Annotated in this window: 11 protein-coding genes; 9 read left to right on the top strand and 2 right to left on the bottom strand. The window is 59.8% G+C overall.

Features of this window, described 5'->3' with window-relative positions; all coding sequences use genetic code 11:
- Positions 1-64 precede the first annotated feature (64 nt).
- The 8 genes from JNL86_01025 (at position 65) to amrB (ending at position 8,446) form a co-directional block, all read left to right on the top strand.
- Complete coding sequence (locus JNL86_01025) at positions 65-439, top strand: hypothetical protein (GenBank protein MBL8041485.1); 375 nt, start codon at positions 65-67, stop codon at positions 437-439.
- A complete protein-coding gene (locus JNL86_01020; GenBank protein ID MBL8041484.1) occupies positions 436-2,286 on the top strand; it encodes a glutamate mutase L in 1,851 nt (616 codons plus the stop codon). The genes JNL86_01025 and JNL86_01020 overlap by 4 nt, the downstream gene beginning before the upstream one ends.
- A gap of 148 nt (positions 2,287-2,434) precedes the next feature.
- A complete protein-coding gene (locus JNL86_01015; protein MBL8041483.1) occupies positions 2,435-3,562 on the top strand; it encodes a hypothetical protein in 1,128 nt (375 codons plus the stop codon).
- Between the two features lie 5 nt (positions 3,563-3,567).
- Positions 3,568-4,806 (top strand): hypothetical protein, encoded by a 1,239-nt coding sequence (locus JNL86_01010; GenBank protein ID MBL8041482.1) that lies wholly within the window; start codon positions 3,568-3,570, stop codon positions 4,804-4,806.
- Complete coding sequence (locus JNL86_01005; protein ID MBL8041481.1) at positions 4,803-5,453, top strand: hypothetical protein; 651 nt, start codon at positions 4,803-4,805, stop codon at positions 5,451-5,453. The genes JNL86_01010 and JNL86_01005 overlap by 4 nt, the downstream gene beginning before the upstream one ends.
- Positions 5,450-6,295: a hypothetical protein gene (locus JNL86_01000; protein ID MBL8041480.1), complete on the top strand. Its 846-nt coding sequence runs from the start codon at positions 5,450-5,452 to the stop codon at positions 6,293-6,295. Before JNL86_01005 ends, JNL86_01000 begins: the two co-directional genes overlap by 4 nt.
- A gap of 5 nt (positions 6,296-6,300) precedes the next feature.
- Complete coding sequence (locus tag JNL86_00995) at positions 6,301-7,056, top strand: hypothetical protein (GenBank protein ID MBL8041479.1); 756 nt, start codon at positions 6,301-6,303, stop codon at positions 7,054-7,056.
- Between the two features lie 157 nt (positions 7,057-7,213).
- Positions 7,214-8,446, top strand: coding sequence for an AmmeMemoRadiSam system protein B (gene amrB, locus JNL86_00990; protein MBL8041478.1), 1,233 nt, complete (start codon positions 7,214-7,216; stop codon positions 8,444-8,446).
- A 539-nt stretch (positions 8,447-8,985) separates the two neighbouring features.
- Here the strand turns inward: amrB and JNL86_00985 are convergent.
- Together JNL86_00985 and JNL86_00980 are read right to left on the bottom strand one after the other, a co-directional pair.
- The gene (locus JNL86_00985; GenBank protein ID MBL8041477.1) at positions 8,986-9,333 is read right to left on the bottom strand and encodes a hypothetical protein; all 348 of its coding nucleotides are present in this window, start codon (positions 9,331-9,333) and stop codon (positions 8,986-8,988) included.
- A 121-nt stretch (positions 9,334-9,454) separates the two neighbouring features.
- On the bottom strand, positions 9,455-10,006 hold the full coding sequence (locus tag JNL86_00980) for a peptidylprolyl isomerase (GenBank protein ID MBL8041476.1): 552 nt from the start codon (positions 10,004-10,006) through the stop codon (positions 9,455-9,457).
- Between the two features lie 254 nt (positions 10,007-10,260).
- Here JNL86_00980 and JNL86_00975 point away from each other — a divergent pair, with 254 nt between their 5' ends.
- Complete coding sequence (locus JNL86_00975; GenBank protein ID MBL8041475.1) at positions 10,261-11,790, top strand: MBL fold metallo-hydrolase; 1,530 nt, start codon at positions 10,261-10,263, stop codon at positions 11,788-11,790.
- Positions 11,791-11,935 lie beyond the last annotated feature (145 nt).

The raw sequence follows: 11,935 nt of genomic DNA, 5'->3' as shown, positions 1-11,935 counted from the left end.
GACTCTCCTTCTGCCCCTTCATATAATGCCAAACCAATCGTTTAAGCTGATCTGACAAGCACTTATGGCTGTCTTCTCATCCGGATTGTTCTCCCGTCGCACCCACGATCTTCGAGCTGGCCTCCGCCATGCCTTTGCCCTGCGTTCCGATCAACCGGCCTTCACCACCGATGATCTCGCGCTGCTCGAACGGATTGCCGACGCGATCGTCGCGCGCCGCATGGCGGCCCCGGCCACGCTCTTTCTCGAATCGATGGGCCCCATGAATTTTCTCGGCAGTCAGGCGCTGCACTTCCTGGCGCCTCTCGTCGAATGTGTCTTCAGCGGCAACGAACTCGCACAGATCGCCCGTCTGCTGGAGCGACGGGATTCCCTGCAACGCCTCACCGCGCTCATCGAAGCCAAGGCTGCAGCGTCTACAGGAGCGCCGGCTCGATGACGGCAGCGCAGCAGTCTCCCGCGACATCAAACCCCACACAGCCGTTGAACGTCATCGTGGCGACCGACTGCGGCAGCACGACCACCAAAGCCATCCTGATCGAGAAAGTCGGCAACGAATACCGCCAGACCTATCGCGGTGAAGCGCCGACCACCGTGGAAGCTCCCTTCGAAGACGTGACACGCGGCGTGCTCAACGCCATTGCGGAAATCGAAGAACTGTCCGGCCGGACGATCCTGGACGGCGACCGCATCATCACGCCCAACCACGCGGCGCAAGGCGACCCGAAGCGGGGCGTGGATATTTACGTGTCGACCAGCAGCGCCGGCGGCGGCTTGCAGATGATGGTCACGGGTGTGGTGCAGAACATGACGGGGGAAAGCGCTCAACGCGCCGCACTCGGCGCCGGCGCGATCGTCATCGATGTGCTGGCCTCTAACGACGGTCGATTGCCTTACGAAAAGATCGAACGGATTCGCACCATGCGGCCGGACATGATTCTCATGTCCGGCGGCACGGACGGCGGCGCCGTGACCCACGTCGTGGAAATGGCCGAATACATCGCCGCAGCCGAACCCCGGCCGCGCTTTGGCAGCACCTATCAGTTACCGCTCGTGTATGCAGGCAATAAAGATGCACAGCCGCAGGTTAAAACAATCCTCGGCGAAAAGACCGCACTCGAATTCGCCGACAATATCCGGCCTGTGCTGGAGCGGGAAAATCTCGCCCCGGCGCGCAACAAGATCCATGATCTGTTTCTCGAACATGTCATGCAGCAAGCGCCGGGGTACAAGAAACTCATCGAGATGGCCGGCGCGCCTATCATGCCGACTCCGGCCGCGGTCGGCGTCATCATGGAGACCATCGCCAAGCGCGAGGGCATCAACCTGATCGGCGTGGATATCGGCGGCGCGACGACCGACGTGTTCTCGGTCTTCGGCGGCCTCTTCAATCGCACCGTCAGCGCCAACCTCGGCATGTCCTACAGTATCTCGAACGTGCTGGCGGAGGCGGGCCTCGAAAACATCATGCGCTGGGTGCCGTTCACCATCGACGAACAGACGCTCAGGAATCGCATTAAGAATAAAATGGTGCGCCCCACGACCATTCCCCAATCGCTCGATGAGCTCCAGATCGAACATGCCATCGCGCGGGAGGCGCTGCGGCTGGCGTTGATCCACCATAAGTCGCTGGCGACGGGACTGAAGGGCGTGCAGCAGGAACGGACGATTTCCGACGTGTTCGAGCAACGCACCTCCGGCAAGACGCTCATCGATCTCTTGAAGTTGGATTTGATCGTCGGTAGCGGCGGCATCCTGTCGCACGCGCCGCGCCGTATTCAGTCCATGCTGATGATGGTCGATGCCTATGAACCGCTCGGCGTCACCACGCTGTCGGTCGACAGCATTTTCATGATGCCGCATCTCGGTGTGCTATCCACCGTCAACGAACAGGCGGCCACCGATGTCTTCATCCGGGATTGCATGGTGTACCTGGGCACCTGCATTGCGCCGATAGGCCAAGGCAAGGACGGAGAGCGTTGCGCCGACTACGAAGTGACGCTGCCGGATGGACGCATTGAAAAGGGCACCTTGGCGTTCGGCGATCTCAAGTTATTCAACCTGCCCCTCGATCAGCAGGCCACCGTCACGCTGCAACCGGCCAAACAGGTGGATCTCGGCGAAGGCCCCGGACAATCGTTCACGCGAACGGTGAAGGGTGGCGTTGTGGGGCTGATGCTGGACGGGCGCGGTCGTCCGTTACAGTTGCCCACGGAGCAGGCCGCGCGAGTCGCCCTGCTGACACGCTGGTATCAGGCCGTCGGGTTGTATCCAAAAGGGAACTGATAGCGAATGGCTGAGTGGCAAGACAGGTTGCTCAAAACGCCCTGCACCGAGGCCGCAAGGCGCGAGAGCCTCGAACCGTACCGGGAGTTGTACGGTGAGGGGAGCGAGCAACTGAGAACGAAGCTGTAGGGCGTTTCAGCAACCGATTATGGCGCATAGTTACACACCAGGCCTGACCGTCACCGAGCGAACGACCGTCCGCCGTCGGCGCATTCTTCCGTTGCCGGGCACCGTGCTTGTGAAGGTGGGCGACACCGTGCGGGCCGACACCGCCGTGGCTCGCGCCGAGTTGCCGGGAAAGGTCGTGCCGCTCAACCTGGCCAATCAGCTCGGCATCGCGCCGGATGAAATCAACGACTACCTCGTCAAAAAAGAAAAAGACTCCGTCCAGAAGGACGACGTGCTCGCTGAAAACAAACCCTTCATCAAATGGTTTAAGACCGAAATCCGCTCGCCGATCACCGGCAAGGTGGAATCCGTCTCGACCATTACCGGCCAAGTCCTGTTGCGCGAGCCACCGAGGGTGTTGGAGCTACGCGGCTACATCGACGGCGCCGTGGCTGAGGTGCATCCCGACCAGGGTGTCACAGTAGAAAGTACGTGCAGCCTCGTGCAAGGCATCTTCGGCATTGGAGGAGAAACGAGCGGCGAACTGATCATGGGCGTCAAGGCGCCGGATCAACCGCTCCTGCCGGAACAGCTCAACCCATCGATGAAGGGCAAGGTCGTCGTCGGAGGCGCGTTTCTCTCGGCAGCCACCATGGCGCGCGCCAAGGAACTCGGCATCGTCGGCCTGGTCGTCGGGGGCATCCATGACAAGGATCTGCGCGCGCTGCTCGGGTATGACCTGGGCGTTGCGATCACCGGCACCGAGCAGGTCGGCTTCACGCTCATCCTGACGGAAGGGTTCGGTACCATTCCCATGGCGCCCAAGACGTTTGCACTGCTCTCCGCCCATGCGGGACAAAAGGCGTCAATATCGGGGGCCACGCAGATCCGGGCCGGCGTCATCCGCCCTGAAATCATCATTCCACATAGCGGCCCAGCTGCCGCGACAAAACTCGCGCAAGCCGAGCGGGAAGGGATTCAACTCGGCGATCCGGTCCGCATCATCCGCGACCCGCTGTTCGGCAAGATCGGCGCCGTCTCAGGACTGCCGTCGGAGTTGCGCGCCATTCCGACCGAAAGTGAAGTCCGTGTGCTTGAAGTCCGCTTCCCCGACGGCACGACGACCGTGGTGCCGCGCGCCAATATCGAAGTGATCGAAGGAGCCTGAACCGCGTGCTGCATCGCTTCCTCATCCTAGTCTTTATGTTCTGCCTGCCGGCGCTCCTGCCGCCGTTCGCCCAAGCGCAGACCATGCCGCAGCAACTGCGTGTGATCGATACCCCCAGCGACGGAGGTGGGAGTCTCACAGTGCTCTGGGCTCCTTCCGCAACTGATAGTGCCACCACGAAATATCAAATCCTGGTTCATGAAGGCGGTCTTCCCCAAGACCCAACGGCATGGAAAGTCGTGGCAGAATTTCCTGCCAATACGCGCTACGTCCGCGAGGGCAAGTCGGCCTGGTGGACGAGAACCGGGGATCCCAATGACCATCAGTTTCTGATCAAAAACGGCAAAGGCATGGAAGTCAAATCCGGCCAGCCCTATGCCGTCACCGTCGCGTCGGTTAGCGGGCAGGAACGATTGATTGCCCCGCCCGTTGTCGCCTCCGCGGAACCGAACTGGATGAATTGGAACCAGGTGAACAACCTCGTGCTGGCGTTGATGTTCGGCGCGATCGTGTTTTACGCCATCAGCCTGGCCAAGCGAAAAGAGATCTTTCTGCGCCGCATTCCCGGTTTGGATGCCGTCGATGAAGCCATCGGGCGAGCGACGGAATTGGGCAAACCGGTGCTCTACATGACCGGCGCGCACGACATGAACGATCCCTCAACCATTGCCGCCGCCGTGATCCTGGGACGCGTCGCCAAGAAGGCCGCCTCGTACGAAACGGAATTGCTGGTGCCCCATCGGGAGCCGATCACGATGGCGGTCTGCCAGGAAATCACCAAGCAGGCCTACATGGAAGCGGGGAAACCGGACCTGTTCAAAGATGACGCGAACTTTTTCATCACCAGCGACCAGTTCAGCTATACCGCGGCGGTCGACGGCATCATGCTGCGGCGAAAACCGGCAGCGAACTTTTTCATGGGGTCGTACTTTGCCGAATCGCTCCTGCTGACGGAAACCGGCGCAAGCACGGGGGCCATTCAAATCGCCGGCACCGACTCGGACCACCAGTTGCCGTTTTTCGTGACCACCTGCGACTACACCCTGATCGGCGAGGAACTGTATGCCGCCAGCGCCTACCTCTCGAAGGAACCGATCCAGATCGGCACACTGCGCGGGCAGGATCTCGGCAAGGCGTTCATTCTGAGCGTCATCGGGATCGGAACGCTGCTGGCCACCGTCGCCGTGCTCACCGGGAACGGCTGGGCACAGCCGCTGCTGGACCTGTTTAAGGATCTCAAATGATTTTCCTTCGCCGACAACTCCCGCTGCTCATCACCATGATTACGGGACTGGTCATGGCAGCCCAATACTACGTGCCGCATCCGGCCTCCGAACAACTGCTCACCACTGTCACCAAGTGGCTCCAGATCATCGGCGGGTTCGCGCTCGTCCTCGGCATCACCAGCCTGTTCCACGTGCATGCAGCCAAGATCCGCCGGAAGGAAGCCGGTTGGGTCTACAACCTGGTGCTGTACGTCGGCATGCTCGGCACGATCATCGTGGGACTCTGGAATAACGGCAAGGAAAGTATCGATGGCGCGTTGACCTCGTTCGGTTGGGTCTACTCCTATACGCTCGTGCCGCTGCAAGGCACCATGTTCGCCATCCTGGCCTTCTTCATTGCCTCTGCCGCCTACCGCTCGTTCCGTGCGCGAAGCCGTGAAGCCGCCGTGCTGTTGGTGGCCGCCGTCATCGTGATGATGGGACGCGTGCCGCTCGGCGAATATATCCTGCCGCTCAGCGGCGACCTGTCGAGTTGGATTTTGAATGTCCTGAACGCCTCCGTGCGGCGAGCGATTCTGATCGGCGTGAGCCTGGGCGCCGTCGCCCTCTCGTTCAAAATCATCTTCGGCGTGGAACGCTCCTACCTCGGCGGGGGCAAGGAATGACGTTCGCCGAGCGTATGTTGCGCATCGACCGGCGGATCATCTTTCTGGTGATCGGCCTCTGCACGCTTGTGCCGCTGCTGTTCCCGGTCGGATTGCCTATCAAGATTTCCTCCGAAGTACGCGGCGTCTACGACTATATCGAAGGACTGCCCGAAGGATCGGTCTTTCTCCTCTCGTTGGATTTCGATCCCGCATCCAAACCGGAACTCTATCCGCAAGCCATTGCGATTTTGCGCCACGCGTTTAAGAAGAACCTGCGCGTCGTGGCCATGACGCTTTGGGTCTCAGGCACCGGGCTCGCTGACCAAATCCTGACGCACACGGCGAAAGAAGCGGGCAAGGAGAACGGGAAGGACTACGTGTTTCTGGGCTGGAGTCCCGGCGGCAGCGCCGTCATTCTGAATATGGGACAGGATCTGTATAACGCGTTCCCTGCAGACTATGGAGGGAAGGCCACCAAGGGTCTCCCGGTACTAGCCGGTGTGCAGAACCTGCGCGATGTCACCTATGCGGTCAGCCTGGGCGCGGGGAATCCCGGCGTCGAAGCCTGGTACGTCTTCGGCAAAGACAAATACAAGTTCGAACTGGGCGGCGGGTGTACCGGTGTCATCGCGCCGGGCCTCTATCCGCTGTTACGCAGCGGGCAGATCAACGGTTTGATCGGCGGCCTGCGCGGGGCAGCGGAATATGAAACGTTGATCGGGCAGAAGGGGAAAGCGGTCGCCGGCATGGATGCTCAGTCGGCCACACACCTGGCCATCATCGTGCTCGTCGCCATCTGCAACATTTTTTACTTCTCCTTACGGCGTCAACAGCGCCGGCAGGACGGGATGGGGTCCTAGGCGCTATGGAACTGTCGTTCGGTGTCATACTCGGCGCCTGGATCGCCACAGGGCTGACGCTCTTCATCCTCTCGTTCCTGTATGAGGACAATCCGCTGTTCAAGCTCGCAGAACACCTCTATGTCGGCGTCTCGCTGGGCTATACGATCGTGAAGACCTATGACACGGTCGTGATGACGCTAATCGTACGGCCGATACTGGACAAGGGTGAATGGTCGCTGTTGATTCCCGTCGGCATCGGGATGCTCATGCTCACCCGGTATGTCCCGAAGGCCGCCTGGCTGTCGCGCTACGCCTTCGCGTTCATCGTCGGCGTCGGGGCAGGCTTGGCGATTCCCCGGACCATCTCCTCATTCATTTTGAAACAGATCGAGGATACCGTGCGACCGCTCCTCGGCATCGCGCCAGGTGGAGGCGTCACCTTCGACTATTCGCTGCTCAACCCGGCGAGTCATTTGAACGGCATCATCATCCTGATCGGCGTCGTCTCCGTGCTGTTTTATTTCTTCTTCTCCGTCGAACATTCCGGTCCTGGCAAAGCCGTCGCCCGTGCTGGGATTCTGTTCCTAATGATTTCCTTCGGCGCGGCCTTTGGCTACACCGTGATGGCCCGCATGTCGCTGCTGATCGGCCGGCTGACCGACCTGATCGAATTCTCCGATGCCTCCTATGGGCGTCCCACTCTCTGGCTGGTGCTTTTGACCGTCGCCACCTTGATCGTCCTCAGCCGCCGCAGCAGCAGCCATCCGCCCAATCAGTAACCGGCGGGATGGAGCCACGAGGTTGTCCTGGAATAGCGACCAGGTTGTACCTTGCGAAGGAACTGTCACACCGCGGCTTGTTCAACATCCCGCTCTCCTGTTGCGCCTGAGAAGTTTGCTCCGTTACAATGCCGCCACTATGGAATCCACACCGACCATGACTGCCAAAGATCCCAAGCAGTACCCGCTGCTGCGCAATCTGCAATTTTCACCGATCAAGGAAGGGGAGGAGCAGTTCATTGTGCTCTGGGACCCCACCGGATTGAGCAAGGAACGCCTGGTCCTGCCGTTGAATTATTTCTTCATCGTGCAGCACCTCGACGGGGAGCATAGCGTCCAGGACATCGGGGCGATTTATCTGAAGCGCTTCGGCGAATTCCTCATGCCGAATAAGGTCGAGCAGTTACTGGCCGATCTGGACACCAAACTCTTTCTCGAAGGGGAGCGCACCGAGCAGGCCAAGCAACAGGCGCTGACCGCCTATCGCCAGGCGCCCTCCCGTTCGCCGCAATTTGCCGGTCGCAGTTATGAAGCCGACCCTGCCAAATTGCGCGCGCAGATCAACAGCTTCTTCGTATCCAAAGAAGGGCCGGAGGTGAAAGCCTCCGAGCACAAGGGCAAACTCATCAAGGCCCTCGTCGCGCCCACCTACGAGATGAAACAAGCCGGACCGATCTATGCCTGGGCCTATAAGGAATTGCAGGACGCCCAGAAGCCGGATCTCTACGTGCTGATCGGCACCGCTCACTCCGGGCTCGAACACCCCGTGGCCGTGACCGACAAAGATTTTCAGACACCATTGGGGCTCGTCAAAGTCGAACGCGCGGTCACCGACCGCCTGCGCGAACAGATCCCTGCTGCTTTCACCGACGAATTGGCACATCACAATGAACATGCATTGGAATTTCAGTTGCCGTTCCTGCAAGAGACCCTCGGTCAAGAGCAGGCGTTTACGATTGTTCCGATCCTCACGGCGTTTTCTGCGGACAGTCTGCGCGATCCGCAAATCCGGGAGCAGGTCGAGACGTTTCTTCAGGCCTTAAAAGAGGCGCTTGCCGCTAGCGGCAAATCGTACTGCGTCGTCGTGGGTGCGGAACTCGCCCACATCGGCATGCGCTACGGCGACTCGGCCCCGCCGACAGACTTCTCCTTCCATCGCTGCATGCAGACCGACCTCGAGATGCTCAAGCATGTCGAGAACCGCGACCCGGAAGAATTCGCCAAGTTCATCCAGAAGGAAAACGATCAGCGCCGTATCTCGGGCTTCTCGCCGATTTACTCCATGCTGCGTCTGATTCAGGCGGAAACGGGGCAGGTGCTGCGGTACGATCGCGGGATCACGGATCAGTATAATTCGACGGTGACGTATGCGAGCATGGCCTTCTTCTAGGGCAGGCTGCTGAAGAATCCCGCCACCTGCGTTCTCAGCTCGACAAAATCCTCAACGTAGCCCGAGGCTACGCCTCCGGTTTTGTCTCGCCTGCGGCCTTGTTGGACGGGCTTTTTGAGCAGCCTGCCAAGAGACATACGCAGTTGTTCTCGCGTCTCTCAGCTCGCTCAACGTAGCGCAAGGCTACGCCTCGCTCCTTCGTCACTGCGGCCTAGGTGGACAATCGTTTTGACCGTTCTGCGGGAAACCTGCGAAATAAACTGCTGTCCTTGCTTCTCGGCGTCAAACTACGCCTGCGGCGTCGCCGGATAATCGATTGAGCAACCAGCACCCTATTCCAACACCTCAGCACAATTCAGAATCGTCGCGCGACTCTCAGTACACGTGTGTACGTTCACGCTCCACAGGGTATGGCACAGGAGGGTCAAAAAGTCCGCCCAGCGCGGCCGCAGCGAGCGAAGGGACGAGGCGTACCCTTGCGGTACGTTGAGGATCGAAGCGATGCGAGAACAAAGCTGGGAGGCTTTTTCACCCTCATGCTAGTAGAGAGGTACGCCGCCGGCTGGATCGGTATATCGGGTTGGTGTGGTGTAGCGGTCCCAGGTGGTGACGGCACCTTGCTCGAAGTAGACGCGAAAGGCGCTGGTGACGCAGGCGTTGCGTCCGATCGGCGGGTAGAGCCAGACCGTGACTGTCCGTCCCTCATCCGCCACGTCCTTCTTGCATACCGGTGAACCAAGCGCGAGATACACCTGGTCTTCCGTCATGCCGCGAAGAATATTCCCCCTATCGATAGCCCAGCGCACGCTCTCCGGGTATGAAGGATACTGTTCCGTCATCAGGCGTTGCCGCTGACCGTCGCAGGCGGACATGGAGATGGTGAGCACGAGCAGACACCACCCGAGGCTGCGTATCAGCGACCTGCTTGGCAAGGGGAGGGGTATCATCACAATGGGGAAATCAGGTAGCAGACTCGTCGGTACACGCGCACGCCTGGTTGGCAGGCGACTATTCCTTCACCGTCACCTTCATGCGAATCGGTTCCAGCGGGTTGTCGCGCTCATCGCGTGGCATCTTCGCGATCATGTCAATGACCTCGATGCCGCGAATGATTTCCCCGAAAATCGAATACCGCCGATCGAGGCCGCCGTTGTCCTGCAGGGAGATGAAAAACTGGGAGCCGTTGTCGTTGAAATCGCGGGTGCTGTTGCCGTCGCGAGGCATCTTGGCCATCGAAATCGCGCCGCGCTTATGGGGCCGGTCGTTCGGTTCGGGATTGAGGAAATAGCCGGGACCACCGGTGCCGTGCAGCAGGCGATCGGGCGTTTTGCTCAACGGATCCCCACCTTGAATGATGAAGCCCGGCACCACACGATGAAACGTGGTGTCGTCATAAAAGCCCATCTTCGCCAGGTTGATAAAGTTCTCCACGTGCCGGGGCGCATCGTCCGGGTAAAAGCGAATCCGGATGTCGCCGAACGGAGTGGAGATCGTAGCACGCGGATCTTTTTTCTGAAATTGCATGGTCATGGCGCAAATGTACCAGGCGGGAGATTCCATCGGCAAGAGGGAGGGCGGCGTGATTTCTCCCGATGAACGGCGTATTCTATCGCCGCAATTATCTGGACGCCACGAAGCACCCAATAAGACGGCGACGTGAAACCGCCACACCGTGCCAAGCTGTTCAAACCGGCAGTCCGGCTATGCCGCCGCAATCACGGCGACTGAGGCGTACCGTTGCAGTACGTGACAGAGAACCGCGCACCCGGGAATGCCGCCGGGAGCCATTCTCAATAGCCTGAAGGGGAGATTCTATGCCTGATCAAACCGTACTCAATGTCGATCTGGCCGATGTGTGGGAAGAGCGAGGGCGCAAACAGTACATCCGCACGGTCGCCTGGGGCGACGAAATCACCGTGGTGAAGCAGGCAGCGACGTACCTCGAAGTGAGCATCACCGTCTTTCGCGAAAAACCCGACGGCAGCATCCTCCCCGAATCCATCACCGGTTACATCGAGCCGACCAAATCGTCCGGCATCAAGGTGGCCGACCTGGTTCGCCCCGTGCTGGACAACAAAGTCTTGAAGGTCAACTTCGTCGATGTCCAGCAAGGCGACGGCATGGTCATCGAATCGCCGGACGGAAAAATCATCCTTATCGACGGCGGCGACAACCAGATGTTCGCGCGCTACCTGGCCGGGCGCTTCCGCAACACCAGCGCCGACCACCCGAAGCAGATCGATTGCATCGTCGTCACCCATGGCGACGCCGATCACTTCGCCGGCTTGAGTGAGATCCTCAAATCCGAAACCAACAAGGTTACACGCAAGCGACTCTTCATGCAGCCACAGCGCGTCTACCACAACGGTCTCGTCAAACGCCCGACCAGAATGAACAACAAAGACGTACCGGACACCAAACTCCTCGGACCGACCAAGACCGTGGACGGACGACTGTACCTCACGGGGCTGGAAGAGAATCTGCTCGGCGTCGACGACAAGGACATGAACGAGCCGTTCAGAGAATGGAAACAGACCCTCGCCACCTACAATAGCCGCAACCCCATTAGTTTCCGCCGTCTGCAGCTCGGCGACAATCAAGCCTTCGAGTTTTTCAACCGGACCGACATGCGCATCGAAGTATTGGGGCCGATCACCACACAGGTGGGAGGCCAACCGGCACTGCGCTTTCTCGGTGAACCGCCGACCGGGCCGCGTATCGGCCATGACTCGCTCAACGACAGCGACGAAGGCTTCACCGGCCATTCCGCCTCCCACACCATCAACGGCCATTCGATCGTGCTCCGCTTGAGCTACGGCGGCTTCAGCTTCCTGTTCTCAGGAGACTTGAACGACGAGGCCAGCCGCTTCCTTGCCCGGGAACATAACAAAGGTACGCTCAATCTGCGCTCGGAAGTGTTCAAGGTGCCGCATCACGGCTCGGCCGATTTCTCCGGCGCCTTCATTCAAGCTGTGTCGCCCATCGTGAGCTGCGTGTCCAGCGGCGACGAAAATGCGCGCAAAGAATACATCCACCCGCGCGCCACCCTCATGGGCGCTCTCGGCAAATGGTCGCGCGTCCCGGAACCACTCATCTTCGTCACCGAACTCGTGGCCTTCTTCCAAACCGAAGGGCCCAGCCGCCTCCAAGACGAGAAGGCCGCCAAGAAGCGGGGACCGTTCTTCGGCTTCAGCCGCACCGCCTACGGCCTCGTCAAGACCCGCACCGACGGCCACCGCCTCTTCGTCTACACCGACAGCGGCAACGTGCAAATGAAAGAGGCCTACGCCTACCAACTGGATAGTTCAGGCGTGCCGCAACCGGCGGAAGTGAATCGGGCGTGAGCGATTGAGATAAAACTTCCGCAATGTGACCCCAGGTGTCACGGGGTACTGTTAAGCTCCCTTTCTTTGGAAACGCGAGAGAGTAGGGGCCGCACCGATCAATGCTCAGTACCTGCCACGGGTTGCTGCCATAGACGTTGATTTC

The organism is Nitrospira sp. (genome assembly GCA_016788885.1).
Taxonomy (GTDB): Bacteria; Nitrospirota; Nitrospiria; order Nitrospirales; family Nitrospiraceae; genus Nitrospira_A.
This window is presented reverse-complemented; position numbering and strand designations above follow the sequence as displayed.